Source organism: Methylobacterium organophilum (genome assembly GCF_022179465.1).
GTDB lineage: Bacteria > Pseudomonadota > Alphaproteobacteria > Rhizobiales > Beijerinckiaceae > Methylobacterium > Methylobacterium organophilum.
In genome coordinates this window covers 17,404-34,612 of the sequence record NZ_BPQV01000018.1, presented here as the reverse complement: position 1 = coordinate 34,612, position 17,209 = coordinate 17,404, and the positions used below count along the sequence as shown (strand labels likewise).

Annotated in this window: 17 protein-coding genes; 8 read left to right on the top strand and 9 right to left on the bottom strand. The window is 69.3% G+C overall.

The features are described 5' to 3' along the window. Positions 1-138: 138 nt before the first annotated feature. Entirely contained in the window at positions 139-279 is a 141-nt protein-coding gene (locus MFF21_RS22935) for a hypothetical protein (protein ID WP_238314788.1), read from the bottom strand. 414 nt (positions 280-693) lie between these two features. Between MFF21_RS22935 and MFF21_RS22930 the strand changes: the two genes are divergently transcribed. From MFF21_RS22930 to MFF21_RS22900, 7 genes are all read left to right on the top strand, one after another. After that, complete coding sequence (locus tag MFF21_RS22930) at positions 694-1,836, top strand: aminotransferase (protein ID WP_238314779.1); 1,143 nt, start codon at positions 694-696, stop codon at positions 1,834-1,836. Positions 1,837-1,905: 69 nt separating this feature from the next. Continuing rightward, positions 1,906-2,376 (top strand): DUF4112 domain-containing protein, encoded by a 471-nt coding sequence (locus tag MFF21_RS22925; protein ID WP_238314777.1) that lies wholly within the window; start codon positions 1,906-1,908, stop codon positions 2,374-2,376. 34 nt (positions 2,377-2,410) lie between these two features. After that, entirely contained in the window at positions 2,411-3,613 is a 1,203-nt protein-coding gene (locus MFF21_RS22920) for an ABC transporter permease (RefSeq protein WP_238314775.1), read from the top strand. 290 nt (positions 3,614-3,903) lie between these two features. Next, a complete protein-coding gene (locus MFF21_RS22915) occupies positions 3,904-4,440 on the top strand; it encodes a SiaB family protein kinase (protein ID WP_238314773.1) in 537 nt (178 codons plus the stop codon). 12 nt (positions 4,441-4,452) lie between these two features. Next, complete coding sequence (locus tag MFF21_RS22910) at positions 4,453-4,848, top strand: DUF1987 domain-containing protein (protein ID WP_238314755.1); 396 nt, start codon at positions 4,453-4,455, stop codon at positions 4,846-4,848. Then, positions 4,841-5,683 (top strand): GGDEF domain-containing protein, encoded by an 843-nt coding sequence (locus MFF21_RS22905; RefSeq protein ID WP_238314753.1) that lies wholly within the window; start codon positions 4,841-4,843, stop codon positions 5,681-5,683. Before MFF21_RS22910 ends, MFF21_RS22905 begins: the two co-directional genes overlap by 8 nt. Beyond that, entirely contained in the window at positions 5,680-7,356 is a 1,677-nt protein-coding gene (locus MFF21_RS22900; RefSeq protein ID WP_238314751.1) for a PP2C family protein-serine/threonine phosphatase, read from the top strand. Before MFF21_RS22905 ends, MFF21_RS22900 begins: the two co-directional genes overlap by 4 nt. On the opposite strand, the gene MFF21_RS22895 is transcribed toward MFF21_RS22900, so the two are convergent. The 3 genes from MFF21_RS22895 to MFF21_RS22885 form a co-directional block, all read right to left on the bottom strand. Continuing rightward, a complete protein-coding gene (locus MFF21_RS22895; protein WP_238314749.1) occupies positions 7,353-7,802 on the bottom strand; it encodes a PIN domain-containing protein in 450 nt (149 codons plus the stop codon). The genes MFF21_RS22900 and MFF21_RS22895 overlap by 4 nt on opposite strands. Then, positions 7,799-8,407 carry a DUF433 domain-containing protein gene (locus MFF21_RS22890; protein ID WP_238314748.1) on the bottom strand — a complete coding sequence of 203 codons (609 nt, stop codon included), beginning with the start codon at positions 8,405-8,407 and terminating at the stop codon, positions 7,799-7,801. Before MFF21_RS22890 ends, MFF21_RS22895 begins: the two co-directional genes overlap by 4 nt. Before the next feature lie 159 nt (positions 8,408-8,566). Then, positions 8,567-10,549, bottom strand: a complete 1,983-nt coding sequence (locus tag MFF21_RS22885; protein ID WP_238314745.1) for an acyl CoA:acetate/3-ketoacid CoA transferase — start codon at positions 10,547-10,549, stop codon at positions 8,567-8,569. 538 nt (positions 10,550-11,087) lie between these two features. Between MFF21_RS22885 and MFF21_RS22880 the strand changes: the two genes are divergently transcribed. Further along, a complete protein-coding gene (locus MFF21_RS22880) occupies positions 11,088-12,695 on the top strand; it encodes a hybrid sensor histidine kinase/response regulator (protein ID WP_238314743.1) in 1,608 nt (535 codons plus the stop codon). A gap of 29 nt (positions 12,696-12,724) precedes the next feature. On the opposite strand, the gene MFF21_RS22875 is transcribed toward MFF21_RS22880, so the two are convergent. The 5 genes from MFF21_RS22875 to MFF21_RS22855 form a co-directional block, all read right to left on the bottom strand. Continuing rightward, a complete protein-coding gene (locus MFF21_RS22875) occupies positions 12,725-13,312 on the bottom strand; it encodes a PAS domain-containing protein (RefSeq protein WP_238314741.1) in 588 nt (195 codons plus the stop codon). A 229-nt stretch (positions 13,313-13,541) separates the two neighbouring features. Further along, complete coding sequence (locus MFF21_RS22870; protein ID WP_238314738.1) at positions 13,542-13,772, bottom strand: DUF6894 family protein; 231 nt, start codon at positions 13,770-13,772, stop codon at positions 13,542-13,544. A gap of 275 nt (positions 13,773-14,047) precedes the next feature. After that, complete coding sequence (gene tolB, locus MFF21_RS22865; protein WP_238314851.1) at positions 14,048-15,388, bottom strand: Tol-Pal system beta propeller repeat protein TolB; 1,341 nt, start codon at positions 15,386-15,388, stop codon at positions 14,048-14,050. Between the two features lie 54 nt (positions 15,389-15,442). Beyond that, the gene (gene tolA / locus MFF21_RS22860; RefSeq protein WP_238314737.1) at positions 15,443-16,726 is read right to left on the bottom strand and encodes a cell envelope integrity protein TolA; all 1,284 of its coding nucleotides are present in this window, start codon (positions 16,724-16,726) and stop codon (positions 15,443-15,445) included. 13 nt (positions 16,727-16,739) lie between these two features. Then, positions 16,740-17,189 (bottom strand): ExbD/TolR family protein, encoded by a 450-nt coding sequence (locus MFF21_RS22855; RefSeq protein ID WP_238314735.1) that lies wholly within the window; start codon positions 17,187-17,189, stop codon positions 16,740-16,742. Positions 17,190-17,209 lie beyond the last annotated feature (20 nt).

Here is a 17,209-nt window from a genome sequence, read left to right as displayed (position 1 = left end):
CCCGACATCCCGGCCGCCGAGCCCGAGGCTCGCCGAGCAATGCGACCCCACTACGGCGGCTCCGTTTCCCGCATGTTGCTGAGAAACGGGGCCGCAAGCTTCAGGTGTGACGGCGCACCTGCGCCGGCTCCGGAGAGATCAGGGCCGCTCCAGCGACCGGTAGTGCTGCACGACGTCGCGGAAGCCGGCATCGACCGGGGTGACCGGAAGCGCCATCCGCAGGGCCACCCCGAGGCCGGCGGTGGCGAGGGCGATGCCCAAGGCGAGGGAGACACGCATGGTCGTCGAGTTCCGGAAGGGCGCGGGGCGCGCGACCCCATAGCACCGATCCGCGCGGCGGGGTGCGGCTTTCGGAACGGCGGGCGCCGGAAAAGCAGAAGGCCGCCGTGTCGCGCGGCGGCCTTCTGGGAGACGATCGGACCGGCGCGCCGCATGTCGGGAACGAGGGGGCGGAGTTCCCTTCGCGCGGTGGCCGGTCCGACCGTGGGTTGAGATTTAGACGAGGGCTGACGAGTGTCAACAATCGTCAGCCGTCGAAATCATCCCGTCCGGGCCGCGGATGGACCCGCCCGGTTCTGGATGTGCGCGGGCGCACGTTTTGCGCGTGTTTTCCCGCATGGTAGAGCGCGAACCCTGTCCGATATGCCGGGGCGCGTGCCCCGGACGCGGCGCGAGAGGCACGACCCGACCGGCATGAATCCCGTCTTCGCCGCCCTGCCCACCACCATTTTCGACGTCATGTCGCAGCTCGCCCGCGAGCACGGGGCGATCAATCTCGGCCAGGGCTTCCCGGACGATCCCGGACCGGAGGACGTGCGGGCGCGGGGTGCCGAGGCCCTGATCCGCGGCAACAACCAGTACCCGCCGATGATGGGGCTGCCGGCCCTGCGCGAGGGCATCGCCGCCCATTACGCCCGCTTCCAGGGCCTCGACCTCGATCCCGCGCGGGAGGTGATGGTGACCTCCGGCGCGACCGAGGCCCTGGCCGGGGCGATCCTCGCCCTGGTCGCGCCCGGCGACGAGGTGGTGCTGTTCGAGCCGATGTACGACGCCTACCTCCCTCTCGTCCGCCGGGCCGGGGGCGTGCCCCGCTTCGTCACCCTGCAGCCGCCGCATTTCCGCATCGAGGCGGCGGCGCTCGCCGCCGTCTTCTCCGAGCGGACGAAGCTCGTCATCCTCAACAACCCGCTCAACCCGAGCGCGAGCCTGTTCCCGGACGAGGATCTGGCGCTGCTGGCGGAGTTTTGCCGCCGCTTCGACGCCTTCGCCCTGTGCGACGAGGTCTGGGAGCACGTGGTCTTCGACGGGGCGCGCCACCGCCCGCTCATGGGCTTCCCGGGCATGCGGGAGCGCACGGTGAAGGTCGGCTCGGCGGGCAAGATCTTCTCGCTGACCGGCTGGAAGGTCGGCTTCGTGATGGCGGCCGAGCCGGTTCTGCGCGTGCTCGCCCGGGCCCATCAGTTCATCACCTTCACGACGCCCCCCAACCTCCAGGAGGCGGTGGCCTACGGGCTCGCCAAGGACGAGGCCTATTTCCGGGAGATGCGGGCCGGCTTCGCCCGCTCCCGCGACCGGCTGGCCGCGGGCCTCTCCGGGCTCGGGCTGACCGTGCTGCCCTCCGCCGCCACCTACTTCCTGAATGTCGATATCGGCGCGCCCGACGATGTCGGCTTCTGCCAGCGGCTGGTGCGGGAGCGGGGCGTCGCCGCCATCCCCGTCAGCGCCTTCTACGCGCAGGGAAACGTGCGCAACCTCGTCCGCTTCTGCTTCGCCAAGAGCGACGCCACCCTCGACGCGGCGCTCGCGCGCCTCGCCCCCCTGGGCCGGGCGGCGTGATGCCGGCGGCGCGGCCCGTTGGCGGGGGCGTCCTTGCCGAGGGGGATGGGCGGGGCCACATCCTCCCGCATGAGCGCGTCCCGCACCAGCTTCGACCCCGGCTCGTTCCAGCGCGAGCCTTTCGGCGCGGCCGATCTGCGCCGCTTCACCGACACCGGCCCGGAAGCGAGCCTGCAGCGCCTGGAGCAGCTCGCCTTCGTGATGGATTCCGTCTTCCTGATCCCCGGCACGAACCGCCGGGTCGGCGTCGACGCGTTGATCGGCCTCGTGCCGGTGATCGGCGACATCGCCGGGATGGCGATCGCCTCCTACATCGTCTACGAGGCGCGGCGCCTGGGGGCCCCGCGCTGGCTGGTCGCCCGGATGATGGCCAACGTGGCCTTCGACGGAGCGGTCGGTGCGGTGCCCCTGGCGGGCGACCTGCTCGACGCCGCCTTCAAGGCCAACCGCCGCAACGTCCGGCTGCTGCGCCGGCACCTGGAGCGCAAGGGCGGCCTTCGCCCGAGCGAGATCGAGGGCACGGCGGTCCGCATCGACTGAACGGGTTTGGCATGAGCGAAGGGGCGGCGGGCCGATGAACGAGGTTGCGCGCCCCGAGCCCGATGCCGTGCCGGTGACGGCGCCGGGCAACGCCCCCCCGATGCAGCCCCTGCCGACGGCCACGCGCAGCCGGCTCTCGCCCCTGACCCGGCGCCGGCTCGATAACTTCTGGGCGAATCGCCGGGGCTCCTGGTCGGCGGTGATCTTCGCCCTGCTGTTCGTCTCGAGCCTGTTCGCCGAGGTCATCGCCAACGACCGGCCGATCCTGCTCCAGTACAAGGGCGAGTGGCTGGTCCCGGTCCTCGTCGATTATCCGGAGGAGAAGTTCGGCGGCTTCCTGGCCCGGACCGATTACCGGCAGCCGGAGATCCGCAAGGAGATCGCCGAGAACGGCTGGGCGCTCTGGCCGCCGATCCCCTATTCCTACAACACCTTCATGAGCGACATGCCGACCCCGGCGCCCTCCCCGCCGACCTGGGCGCTCGACGACGCCCAGTGCCGGCCCGTGGCCGAGCGGGCGGGGGTCAAGGCGACGGGGCGCGAACTCGGCTGCCGGGACATCGAGTGGCACTGGCTCGGCACCGACAACGCCTCCCGCGACGTTCTGGCGCGCATCATCTACGGCTTCCGCATCTCGGTGCTGTTCGGCCTCATCCTGGCGCTGATCTCCTCGGTGATCGGCGTGATCGCGGGGGCGGTGCAGGGCTATTTCGGCGGCTGGACGGACCTGATCTTCCAGCGGGTGATCGAGATCTGGAGCGCGATTCCGACGCTCTACCTGATCATCATCATGTCGGCCTTCCTGGTGCCGAGCTTCTTCACCCTGCTCGCCATCCTGACCCTGTTCGCCTGGACCGCCCTGGTCGGCGTGGTGCGGGCGGAATTCCTGCGGGCGCGCAATTTCGAATATGTCCGCGCCGCCCGGGCGCTCGGCCTCTCGAACGTGCGCATCATGGCGCGCCACCTCCTGCCCAACGCCATGGTGGCGACCCTGACCTTCCTGCCCTTCATCCTGAACGGCTCGATCACGACCCTGACCTCGCTCGACTTCCTCGGCTTCGGCCTGCCGCCGGGCTCGGCCTCGCTCGGCGAGCTGCTCGCCCAGGGCAAGGACAACATCAACGCGCCCTGGCTCGGCCTCACCGGTTTCTTCGTGGTCGCGGCCATGCTGAGCCTGCTCGTCTTCGCCGGCGAGGCGGTGCGCGATGCCTTCGACCCGCGCAAAAGCTTCGCCTGACCTTTTATTGACGCAAATTAACGACCAAAAATTGTGCGGATTGCGCAAATAAGATCTTCTTTCATCCAGGTCGCGACGCCCTGCGCAAGATCAGGAAACCGTGATCGACGGCGTTCGTAACGTCTTGTGAATGATCGCCTTGCTAGAGCTTCGGTCGGGTCGAGTCGCCCGAGAGTGGCGGTCCGGCCGCGTGACGGGGCGCCGTCCGCCCGGGAAGGCCCGGCGCGACGGTGCACGGTCGCGTTGTGTCGTCGATCCCGCCGGAGGCTGTCGTGCTCGCCCAGGAGTTCATGTCGTTCCATGAGGCCGCGAAGCGCAACGGTCTGATCCTCTCCTTCGGCGGCGATTTCTCCGAGGGCCTGCTGTTCTCCCTCGGCGAGGTGCTCAAGCTGCGCATGCAGCAGGAGGAGACCGACGCGACGGTGGCCAAGAAGGTCTTCTCGATCTTCGTCGAGCAGGCGCAGAACGTGATCCGCTATTCCGCGGCCAAGGTCTGCCCGGACACCTCCAGCAGTGCCGGCATGGTGTCGAGCGGCATGATCGCCGTCGGCACCGAGGAGGGGCGCTTCTTCGTCATCTGCGCCAACGAGGTCGGCGCGGAGGAGGTCGAGGCCCTGCGCGCCCGCCTCGACCATATCGCCGGCCTCTCGAGCGAGGAGCTGAAGAAGTTCTATCGCGAGAAGCTGCGTCAGCCCCCGGACGAGGGCAGCCTCGGCGGCAGCATCGGGCTGATCGAGATCGCCCGGCGCTCCAGCGCCCCCGTCAAGTACGGCTTCGAGGCACTGGGCCCGGGCAAGAGCCTGTTCTGCCTCAAAGCCTATATCTGAGGAGTCTTTCCGATGGACCGCATCGAGAAGGCTGCGACCAACCGCTCGCCGCTCGTCGATTTCGATTTCCCGAACGGCACGCTGCTGCTGCGCGGGGAATCCTACCCGGAGGATGCGGCCGCCTTCTTCGGCCCGCTGCTCCAGGCCCTGCGCGCCTTCCTGGAGGCGGACGAACTCGAACCGGTGACCCTCACGGTGGAGCTCGCCTATTTCAACTCGTCGAGCGCCAAGGCGCTGATGAACCTGTTCATGGCGCTGGAGGACGCGGCCGCCGATGGGCGCCCGGTGACGGTGCGCTGGCTCTATGCCGAGGGCGACGAGTCGATCGAGGAGGCGGGCGAGGATTTCGCCGCCGATTTCGAGCACGCGCATTTCGAGCTGGTGAAGCTGGAGCAGTCCCATGGGTAGGCGCTCCACCCTGGCCGCCAAGGTCGACAGCGATGCCTTCAGCCTGTTCGACAACGAGGAGGCGGTCCTCGCCCGCACCGACGACATGCTGGCCCGCCTCGCGGAGGTGGCGGCCGGCGTGCGCGACCTCGCCGAGGCCTATCGCCGGGGCTACCGCGAGCAGCGCCAGATCGTGCGCATGAGCGACCGCATGCAGTCGGACCTGCAGCGCGCCAACCAGTGGCTCGCCGACCAGCAGCGCGACCTTCAGATGCTCAACGAGGCCCTCTCGACCGAGATCGAGCACCGCAAGCGGCTCGAAGCCGAGATGCGGCGCCTCGCCGAGACCGACCATCTCACCGGCGCCTTCAGCCGCCGCCGCTTCACCCAGCATTGCGAGCAGGAGCTTCGGCGCCATGGCCGCGAGGGCCGGCCGCCCTGCCTGCTGATGCTCGACCTCGACCGTTTCAAGAAGATCAACGACAGCTACGGCCACGCCACGGGCGATGCCGCGCTCGTCACCTTCGCCCAGACCTGCCGCGAGGCCCTGCGCGGGGCGCACGCCTTCGGGCGGATGGGCGGTGAGGAATTCGCGATCCTGCTCGAGGACATGACGGCGGCGGACGGCCTCGCCTTCGCCGAGGACCTGCGGCGGGCCGTGGCGGCGACCCCGGTCGAGAGCGAGGAGGAGTCCCTCACGATTTCGGTCAGCATCGGGCTCGCGGTCTCCCGCTCCGGGGAGAGCCTCGGCCTTCTGATGCGCCGGGCGGATGCGGCGCTCTATGCGGCCAAGGCGGGCGGCCGGGACCGCGTCTGCGTCGCCCAGGACACCGGCGCTCCGGAGGAGGAGCCATGAGCGAGGCTTCCGGCTCGGCCGTTCCCCGCGGGGGCGCCCTGCGCGGCGCCGGGCCGCGGCGGGGCGGCGATTTCCTGGACGGGCTCGGCTTCAAGGACGTCGAGGCGCGGACGGAGGAGGTCGCGCAGATCATGAAGCCGGGGGCGCTGCGCGGCGCCGCCCGCGGGCGCAACCTCGACAGCCTCGCCCATACCCTGTTCCTCCGGATCTACCCGGTGATCGCCGTGGCGGTGCTGCTGACGCAGATCGGCATCGCCTGGACGAACTATCGCGACGGGCACCACCAATACGCCGATCGCGCCAATCTGGTCGCGGCCCTGACCGCCACCGCCATCGCCCGGCCGGGCTGGGACCGCAACCCCGAGATCTACCGACCGCAGATCCAGGCGCTCGGCCTCGATCCGGACCTTCGCTACGCCGTCCTGCGCAACGCGGAGGGGCATGTCGTCGCGAGCGTCGGCCAGCCGCCCCGGGAGCAGGCCTGGCAGCTGATCCAGGTCGTCACCGACCTGACCCTGCCCGGCAGCGGCGAGCCCGCCGGCAGCCTGTCCGTCACCGTTTCCGCCAAGGCCCTCGAGCGCCATGCCCAGCAGCAGGCGCTGCTGGCGCTCGGCACCAGCCTGATCCTGATGCTGGCCTTCGTGGTGACGCTCCACCACACCGTTGCCCGCCACGTCATCGCGCCGCTCAAGCGGCTGCTCGTGGCGATGCGGGAGGTCGAGCACCAGCGCTGGGCGACCGTCGATCTCGGCGGCAACCTGCGCCCGAGCAACGAGATCGACGCGATCTCCACCGCCTTCAACAACATGGTCGAGGGCCTGCGCACCGGCACCGAGGCCAAGCGCCTGCTCCAGCAGCTGGAAGCGGCCCATGCCGAGCTCGGCGAGGCCAACCGGCAGGTGATGGAGAGCATCGGCTACGCCAAGCGCATCCAGAGCTCGGTGCTGCCCGAGCGCACGGCGCTCGCCGGGAGCGGCGTGGAACTCGCCGTTCTCTACGAGCCGCTGCACCTCGTAGGCGGCGACTATTTCTGGCTGGAGGACATCGACGGCAAGAGCATCGTGCTCGTGGCCGATTGCACCGGCCACGGCGTGCCCGGCGCCTTCCTCACCCTGATCGTGGCGACCGCCCTCGACCGGCTGCTGCATGAGCGCGGCCTGCGCTCGCCCGCCGAACTCCTGGCCGGCCTCGACGCGATGGTGCGCACGCAGCTGCGCCAGGACGGGCGCGGCGCCGATTCCGACGACGGGCTCGATTGCGGGATCTGCGTGGTCGACCGCGCGGCGGGCGTCCTGCACTTCGCCGGCGCCGGCCTCGCCCTGACCCGCATCGCCGGCGGCGCGGTGACGCGCTGGCGCGGCGACCGCCGGGGGCTGGGCTATCCCCGCGACGGGCGCGAGGCCGCGGTGCATGCGGACCTTGCGATCCCGCTGGAGCCGGGCGCGACCTTCTACATGATGACCGACGGCATCACCGACCAGATGGGCCGGCCCCTTCCCTCCGCCCCGGCCCGCCTCCTCGGCCACCGAGGCGTGACCGCGATCCTGGAGGACCACCAGGACGCGCCCCTCTCGGCCCAGGTCGAGGCCGTGGAGACGGCGCTGGCCGCCTATCGCGGCGAGGAGGAGCGCCGGGACGACATGACGCTCATCGCCTTCCGGCCGCTGGCCTAAGAGAGGAAGCGGTCACGCGGGATAGAGCTTGGGGGCCTTCGGCCGGGGTTGAGAACGGGCACGCCCAGACCCTGCACGTGCCGCCAATTGAGCGAGACCAGCGTCAGGCCGAAGACGGAAGCGATGGCGACCTGACACTTGTCGTCGGCCCGCGACTGGTCCGGCACCAGGAGCGCCGCCCAATAGCGGGCGACGCGCTCATCGACCGGGAGGATCCGCCCGCGAAAAGCCGCGGCCATGCGCTCCACGTCGGCTGCGATGGCGGCGGCCTGGGGGGCTCCCGCCCGCCGGGCTTTTTCGGCGCCCTCCCAGCGCTCGCGTAGGGTGACGACGCTGATGGCGAGGGCGTGGTCGTCCACCGAATCGAGCCAAGCCGTCACGGCGACGTTCGGCGACGCTTTGCCGGCTTGGCTGACGACGTCCGTGTCGAGGAGATAGCGGATCATCCGCGGGATGGCAGGAAGGCCTCGTCGTCGTCGGTTCGCGCATCCCGTAGCGCCTTCTTGGCGGTGACGGTCGGATAGGGGCGCCCCGGCTTGGGATGGCTGTCCGCGTAGGCCTTGGCGGCGCGCGCCTGTTCCTCCGTGAGCGAGGGATAGTCGCGCAGGATCTCGCCGAGGGACATGCCGTCGAAGAGAGCCGCAATGCGGTAGGCCTCGATGGAGGTGCCCTTGACGACCGGTTCCCGCCCGCTCGCGTCGATCAGCGCGAGAAGCCGGTCCGTCTCGTCAATCCTGGAGCGGATCGAGCGGAGATAAGGGCCGAAATCGTAGCGGAGATCGCCCGCCTCCACGTCGCGCAGGGGGCTCTCGGGAGGCAGGTGGGCCAGAGCCTCGTAGATCTCGGCCTGCTTGAGGGGCGTGAGGTCACGCTTCAGGGTGTCCAGCGCCTGCAGGAACACCAGATCGTGCAGATCGAAGGCACGGATGCGCCGGCCGCCGCGCTCGACCATCTTCGGCCTGACGGGTGCCCGCTCGACGACTTTTTGAAGCACGGCCACCGGCTTCTCGACGATCAGGGCGGCTTGGGCGATGGTCCAGGTCTCAGGCATGCCGCACTCCAACTCACCCCCAAGATTGGGGGATAGTTGGAGTGCGCGCAAGACATGCGAGTCCTCCGGTGCGCCCTCCCCTGCCCCGCTCCGGAACGGAAAGAGCCCCCGCCTGCGAGGGGCGAGGGCTCTTCCGGTCGGCAACGAGACCCGGCGTTCTCAGGCCGCCGAGGCCACCGCCGGGGAGATCATCTTGCGGGCCTTCTTGTCCTCGTTGGTGCCGAGGAAGGCCTGGGCCTCCTCCTTGCGCTCGAAGACGTGGGGAGCGACGCCGCGGTTGGTCAGGGCCTCCTCCATCTTCAGGCGGAGGAAGGCGCTGGTCGCGTAGCGGGTGGTCGTCGCGTAGTAGTTCGCCTGGAGATACTGAACCATCCCGGCATAATCGTCGTAGAGGTTCTCGTTGAGCCGGAAGCCGTCGTGGTTGATCACGGCGTTGACCCGCTGGCCGGCCTTGCGGCAGGCCTCGACGATGGTCATGCGCAGCTCGTCCATGTCGCTCTTCACCCGGCAATACCAGCCTTCCAGGTTGATGAAGAGGATGTTGCGCTCGCCGTCGTAGCTGACGCGGGACTTCAGATCGAGGTTGAGCAGGTCGGAGATCAGATCCATCGGCTCGTCGCGGAAGATGCGCGCATCCATCGGCACCGGGTTCCGCACGATCGGCTTGAAGTCCATATGGGCGAGGATGTCGCGCTCGATGTCGATGCCCGGCGCCACCTCGATCAGCTCCAGCCCCTCCCGGGTGAGCTGGAAGACGCAGCGCTCGGTCACGTAGATCACCGGCTGCGAGCGCTCGACGGCGTAGGGCCCCGAGAAGGTGTTCTGCTGCACCTGGGTGACGAACTTGCGCGCCTTGCCCTCGGTGACGATCTTCACCTGCCCGTCCTGGACGGCGATCTCCAGGCCGCCCGCGGTGAAGGTGCCGGCGAAGACCACCGTGCGGGCGTTCTGCGAGATGTTGATGAAGCCGCCGCAGCCGTTCAGCTTGCCACCGAACTTCGAGGTGTTGACGTTGCCGGCCTCGTCGCACTCGGCCATGCCGAGGCAGGTCATGTCGAGGCCGCCGCCGTCGTAGAAGTCGAACATCTGGTTCTGGTCGATGATGCAGTCGGCATTCGTCGCCGCGCCGAAGCTCGACCCCGAGGCCAGCACCCCGCCGACCGCCCCGGCTTCCGTGGTCAGGGTGATGTAGGGGGTGATCTTCTCCTCGTTGGCGACGGAGGAGATGCCCTCCGGCGCGCCGACGCCGAGATTGACCACGCCGTTCGGTGGCAGCTCGAAGGCGGCGCGGCGGGCGATGATCTTGCGCTCGTTGAGCGCCATCCGCTTGATGCCGGTGACCGGCACCCGGATCTCCCCGGCGAGGGCGGCGTCGTACATCACGCCGTAATTCATCCGGTGCATCTCGGGCTCGGCGACGACCACGCAGTCGACGAGGATGCCGGGGACGCGCACGTCCTTGGGCAGCAGGTAGCCGTCGTCGACGATGCGCTCGACCTGGGCGATGACGATGCCGCCGTTGTTGCGGGCGGCCATGGCCTGGGCGAGGCAGTCCAGCGTCAGCGCCTCCTTCTCGAAGGACAGGTTGCCCGACGGGTCGGCGGAGGTGGCACGGATGAAGGCCACGTCGATCTTGGTGGCGGTGTAGAACAGCCATTCCTCGCCATCGACCTCGACGAGCTTGACGATGTCCTCTTTCGTCACCTCGTTGACCTTGGCCCCGCCGTGGCGCGGGTCGACATAGGTCTTGAGCCCGACCTTCGAGAACAGGCCCGGCTGGCCGGCGGCGCAGGCGCGGTAGAGCTGGGAGATGACGCCCTGGGGCAGGTTGTAGCCGCGGATCTGGTTGTTCTGCGCGGCCTGGGCGACCTTGGGCATGCGCCCGAAATTGGCGGCGATGACCCGGGAGAGCAGCCCGTCATGGTGGAGGCGGCCGGTGCCGAGGCCTTTGCTGTCGCCCGCGCCGGCGGTCATGATGAGAGTCAGGCCCCGGGGGCTGCCGGTCTCGACGAAGCGCTTCTCCAGGGCGGCGTGCAAAGCCTCCGGGATGCAGCTCTGGACGAAGCCCGTCGTCGTGACGACGTCGTTCTCGCGGATGAGCGCGATCGCCTCGTCGGCCGTGATGACCTTGTTCTTCTTCATGGCTGCGTTTTCCTCCACCCGCCTCCGCTCGTCACAGGCCGTGCACGATGCACGTTTCGCCTGAGCGTCGGAAGTCGTGGTCGCCGACCGGGCCTCGGCCCGCAATCCCGAGTCCGCCTCTGCCTGTGACAAAGCGGGCGTGACGGTGACGCTTGGACAATGAATTCATGACTCAAAGCTCAGCGTCGCTCACAGGGAAGGCCCGAGCGTCGACCGTCTTGGAGCCCTACCATAAATCGAATTTTCCGCTCGCGAAGTCTTTTAAAGACAGGCTTGAAGAAAATTGGTCTGGCCGGCCAGGATGGTTCCGTAGCTGTGGATGGCCGGTCGGCGGAGGAACCGTTCCGCCTTCGGCGGATTGGGAGCAGCAGGCCTTTGCGGGCCTGCGCCGGCCGAGGCCGGCGGCACGGTCCGGTTTCCCGGAGGGTGCCGACTTGTCCCCGAGGCTCGCCTGCGTTCCTCTGAGCGTCGTCCCGGCCGGGGAACGGGCTCGGCGCGGTCCGCTGCGCGGCCGTCCCGAAGGCCGCGATCGCACCGCATGTCAGAGCCCCCGACCAGGATTCCCACCGTCACCGGAACCGGCCCCAAACCGCTGAAGGACACGCACGCCGACATCTTCTTCGCCGCCGTCGAGACGACGCGGATGCCGATGATCGTCACCGATCCGTACCAGCCGGACAACCCGATCATCTTCGCCAACAACGCCTTCCTGCGCATGACCGGCTACGCGGTCGAGGAACTGGTCGGGCGCAATTGCCGGTTCCTGCAGGGGCCGGAGACGGACCAGACCACGCTCGCGGAGATCCGCCGCGCGATCCAGGCGCGCAAGGAGATCGCGACCGAGATCCTGAACTACCGCAAGGACGGCACCAGCTTCTGGAACGCCCTGTTCGTCAGCCCCGTCTACGACAAGGACGGCAACCTCGTTTACTTCTTCGGCTCCCAGCTCGACGTGTCCCGCCGCCGCGACGCCGAGGATGCCCTGCACCAGGCGCAGAAGATGGAGTCCCTGGGCCAGCTCACCGGGGGCATCGCCCACGACTTCAACAACCTGCTCCAGGTGATCGGCGGCTATGCCGACATCCTGACGGCGCTGGCCGGGAGCGAGCGCTACGATGTCGGCCGTCTCGCCCGCGCCGCCGACGCGATCCGCGGCGCGACGGACCGGGCCTCGAAGCTGACGCACCAGCTCCTCGCCTTCTCGCGCAAGCAGCGGCTGGAGGGCCGGGCGATCAACCTCAACGCCCTCGTCGAGAGCATGAGCGAGCTCGCCGGCCGCACGCTCGGCGACGATGTCGAGCTGCAGCGCGACCTCGCCGCGGATCTGTGGAACATCCGCCTCGACCCGACCCAGGCCGAGGTCGCCCTGCTCAACGTCCTGATCAATGCCCGGGACGCCATGCCCCATGGCGGCGTCGTCACCATCGCCACCCAGAACCTCGTCGTGGAGCACAGCGAGGAGGATCTGTTCCAGACGATCAATCCCGGCCGCTACGCGGTGATCTGCGTCACCGATACCGGCACCGGCATGCCGCCGGAGGTGCTCGCCCGGGTGATGGAGCCGTTCTTCACCACCAAGGAGGAGGGCAAGGGCACGGGCCTCGGCCTCGCCACCGTCTACGGCTTCGCCAAGCAATCGGGCGGCGCGGTGCGCATCAGCTCCGAGGTGGGGCGCGGCACCCGCGTGCGGCTGCTCTTCCCGGCGACCGACAGCGAGGTGCAGCCGGACCAGCAGCCCGGGCCACGGGCGAGCGACCGCAGCGGCACGGAAACGATCCTGATCGTGGACGACCGCGGCGAGGTGGCCGAGACGGCGCGGATGATCCTGGAGGATTTCGGCTACGCGATCCTGATGGCCAGGAATGCCCGCGAGGCGATCGCGGTTCTGGAGGGCGACCGGCGCGTCGACCTGCTGTTCTCCGACCTGATCATGCCCGGCGGCATGAACGGGGTGATGCTGGCCCGCGCCGCCCGCGAGCGGCATCCCCGCATCAAGGTCCTGCTGACGACGGGCTATGCGGAGGCGTCCCTGGAGCGGACCGATGCCGGCGGCAGTGAGTTCGAGCTGATCAACAAGCCCTATCGCCGCATGGATCTCGTCCGGCGCGTCCGCCGCGTCCTCGATGGCCCGACCGGGGTCACGTGAGCCGGCCGGGCGCGGCCCGGCGGCGTTTCTCAATGGCTCTCGAAAAGCCCGCCCCGCCGGGCCAGCTCCTGGCCGCATTCTAGGAGGGCCATGTCGAGCAGCAGCCGGATGTGGGAGCGCGTCGCCCCGTCCAGAAGTCCGCGGGCGGCCAGGCAATGGTCGATGATCCGGTGCAGCGGATCCGCGGCCTCGCCGCTCACCGGGGCAATCGCTTTCAGCGAGGTGCGGCACTCCGTGACATCGATGAGGATCCCGCGGCCGCGCATGGAGCCGCCGCCGGGCTCCGGAGCGATATGGCCCCGGCTGAGGATCCGGCGGATGCCCCCATCGGCGCCGACGACGCGGTGCTCCACCACGATCGGCCCGCCGTCGCGGCCGACCTCCCGCATCTTCTGGAACAGCACCACCCGATCCGCGGGATGCACGAGGGCCTTGGCGCGATCCACCGTGAGGGCCTGCTGCGCCAGGCCCGGGTCGCCGGCCAGGAGCTCGGCCGCGTTCCGATCGAGCAGCACGTGATTGTCCGGGACGGACCATTCCCATGTCCCGACCACCCCCGAGGCCTGGAGCGTGGTGCGTAGGGCTTCCAGTGATTCGCCGAGGCCGTCTTCCTTCATCCGCGCCGTCTCTCCCGCGATGCGAAGCCAGGGGTCGCAGGGGGTTTTACGAGAGGGCGCGGCTCGGAGTTCCAGAATCGGCTCCGTTTCGCGGAGACACCGAGGACTGGCGTGCCGCGCGGTCGTGAGGCGGTGTGAAAAGGGCTTTACAGCCAGGCTGGTCGGAGGCGCCGCGCCGTCGGGCCGGCGCGCTCCGGAGGGCCGGGGATCGGATTCGGGAAACCGGAGATCACAGATCCTCGATCGAGCAGACCAGGCGCACCCGCAGCACCGTCTGGTCCGCCATATCGCGCACCGTCAGCACCAATGTCGGGAACGCGCCGCCCTGAGCGGCGTCGCTGGCGATCGCGGTGATGGCCTTGGCAGCTTCACGCCGGATGGCGTCCTGCCCATCGAGCTCGAGTCCTTCCTCGTCGCGGACGAAGACTCCGTCTTCGATGTCGAAAAAAAACCGGGGCATCCTGCCGTGAACCTATTCCTGGCGACGGCGTAGGCAGATCCGCGATGCATCAGGATACGTCCCGACGCATCGCGGTTCTGCGCTCGCCGTGTCAACAAGATTGCACGACAGTCAACTTTTCTCCACGGCGCGTTCTGCGGAGGAACAAAATATGACGGCAAACGTGTCTTAAAAATCCTCTCGATGGCTTCGGCGGACAGGGAGAGTTTGGCAAAACCTCTCAGGCAAATACTTCTTTTTCCAATGTAAGGCTCACCTGTGCCTGCCGCCCGGCCTCAGCGGCCGCCCAGCAGGGGCGACCAGGTCGGATCGGAGGCATAGGAGGGGGTCGGGATCGGCTGCTCCACACGACCGGTGATGTCGACCATGTAGAGCTTGCCGCCGCCCTGGCCGCCGGGATCGCGGAAGAACATCACGTACTGGCCGTTCGGCGCGAAGGTCGGACTCTCGTTGTGGAAGCCCTCGGTGAGCACGCGCTCGCCCGAGCCGTCCGGCTTCATCACGCAGATGGCGAAGCCGCCCTTGCGCTGGCGGGTGAAGGCGATCAGGTCGCCCCGCGGCGACCAGGCCGGCTGGGAGGCCGAGCCCTCGCCGAAGGAGATGCGCCGGGCGTTCGAGCCGTCCGCGTTCATCACGTAGATCTGCTGCGAGCCGCCGCGGTCGGATTCGAACACGATCTGGCTGCCGTCCGGCGAGTAGGCGGGCGAGGTGTCGATCGCGAGCCCCTGGGTGATCGGGGTCTGCGCCTTCGAGGCGAGGTCGACGGTGACGATGTCGGCATTGCCGCCCTGCTGCACGCTGAGCACGAGGCGGCGGCCATCCGGCGAGAAGCGCGGGCTCGCGCTCATCGAGTTGAAATTGCCGACGACCTGGCGGCTGCCGGTCTCGAGGTCGATCATCTGGACCCGCGGCTGGTGGCCGGTGGCCTGGGCCATGAAGGCGATGTCCTGGCCGGCCGGGGAGTAGCGCGGGGCGACGATGGCGGTGTCGCCGCTCGTGAGCGCGCGCACGTTGGCGCCGTCCTGGTCCATCACCATCAGGCGCTTGCGGCGGTTCTCCTTGGGGCCGGATTCGTCGACGAAGGCGACGCGGCTGTCGAACCAGGGGCCGAGGCCGGTGATCTTGGTGTAGACCGCGTCGGAGATCAGGTGGCCGGTGCGCCGGGCATTGGCGGTGTCGGTGCCGTATTGCTGGCCGGTGATCTGCTGGCCGGAGGTCACGTCCCAGAGGCGGAACTCGACCTTGAGCCGCCCGCCGCCGTCGCGGCCGACCCGGCCGGTGACGAGGCCCTGCACGCCGGCCTCACGCCAGCGCTCGAAATTCGGTGCGGCGTCGAAATTCGGGTTCTCGGGGAAGCGGGCCTTCTCCAGCGGCGTGAAATAGCCCGAGCGGCGCAGGTTGTTCGTCACCACGCTGGAGACCAGGGAGCCGAGGCTCGGGTCGCCGGCGAAATCCGTGACGGCGATCGGCATCGGCTGGAAGGCGCCGCCGCCGATGCGCAACTGCAATTGCGCCCGCGCCGGGCTCGCCGCGCCGAAGATCGCGAGCGCGACGGCGAGGAAGAGGCCTGCCAGCGGCGCGAGGAGGCGCCGCACCTGCGCATTCGGACGGTGCATGGTCGTCATGGTCTGTTCCGGCTTTTCAGGATTCGAGGGAAGGCGCACCGGCGGTCATGTCGCCGAGAACTCGAACTCCGCGTTGATGGCCTTCCAGTCATTGTAATACGGCGCGTACTGGGCCGGGATCTTGTAGGGCGCGCAGCGCCTCACCGCCCGGAGCGCCGCCTGCGCGATCGACTGGTCGACCGCGCTCTGGCCCGCCCGCATCACCCGCGGCTCGGTCGTGAGCGAGCCGTCCGGGTTCAGCTTGATGTCGAGCATCGGCAGGATCACCCCCTGCGTCGCCCCCGGCGGGGCCGAGTAGCAGCGCTCGATCTGCTGCTGGAGCATGCCGACCAGGGCATCGCGCAGCGACGGGGACAGCTTCTGGGAGGCGCCCGTGGCGGTGCCGAGGGAGGCCGTGCGCTGTACCTCGCGGCCGGTCGCGCCGGTCGATTGCGAGGGCGCCTTCGAGGCGAGCAGCTGCTTGATGTCGCCGGCATTGAACTTCTCGGCGAGCTCGGCCTGCTTGCGGGCCTTGGCCTCCGCCTCCGCCTTGGCTTTCGCCTCGGCCACGGCCTTGGCCTTCGCTTTGGCCGCGGCGTCCGCCTTCGCCTTGGCGTCCGCTTCCGCCTTGGCCTTGGCTTCCGCGAGCTGCTTCTGGTGCTCGGCTTCCGCCTTGGCCTTCTCCGCCTCGGCCTTGGCCTTCGCGTCGGCCTCCGCCTTCGCCTTGGCGGCCTCGGCCCTCGCCTTGTCCGCCTTGGCCTTGGCGGCCGCCTTGGCCGCGGCTTCCGCCTCCTCGCGCTCGATCAGCTTCTGAAGCTCTTCGCGCTTCTCGGCCTCGGCCGCGGCTTTCTCGGCGGCCGCCTTCTCCGCCGCCGCCTTCTCCGCCGCGGCCTTGGCCTTCGCGGCCTTGGCGGCTTCCGCCTTCTCGGCCTCGGCCTTGGCGGCGGCCGCCTTGGCCGCGGCGGCGGCTTCGGCTTCCTTGGCCGGATCGGGCGTGTCGGAGCGCAGGGGAATCTCGTCGACGGCGGCGAGCTTCATGTCCGCCGGCCGGGTCGGCGGCGCGGGCGCGTCGACCTTGGCGTTCTCGGGCTCGCGGTCCTCGACCTTCTCGGCGACGCGGTCGGCCCTGTTGGGCTTCTCCTGCGGCTTCTCGGCATTGCGCTCGCCGCGGGTCAGCTCCGAGAACTGATTCTCGGTGATGACCTCGACGGGCACGCCCTCGTCCGCGTCGGGCAGGGCCGGCGCGGCCACTGCAAAGAGCGCGGCGCCGAGCAGCAGCGCATGCGCGCCCGCCGAGATCCAGACGCCCGGCTCCTTGCGCTCGAAGCGGAGGGGGATGCGGAGAGCCACGGCGGCCGCGCCCTCAGTTCTGTTCGGGCTCGGTGACGAGGGCGACCTTCTTGAAGCCCCCGCCGGTCACGATCGCCATCACCTGGGCGACGCGGCCGTAATCGACCCGCTTGTCGCCGCGCACGAAGACGCGCTCCTCGGTGCCGGACTTCGAGGTCTGCAGGAGCTGGGGCACGATGTCGTCGTCCTTCAGCTCGACCTCGCCGAGGAAGATCTGGCCGGACTGGCGGATCGAGAGCGTGATCGGCTTCACGTCCGAATTGAGCGGGCTCGCCTTCGATTGCGGCAGGTCGAGGGGCACGCCGACCGTCATCATCGGGGCGGCGACCATGAACACGATCAGGAGCACGAGCACGACGTCGATGAACGGCGTCATGTTGATCTCGTTGATGGCGCCGTGGCCGCGCCGTCCGCGGCGGCGACGCTTGGCGCCGCCCTGCGCGGCGCCGTGGGTCATGGCCATGGGGCTGCCTTCCTTGGCTG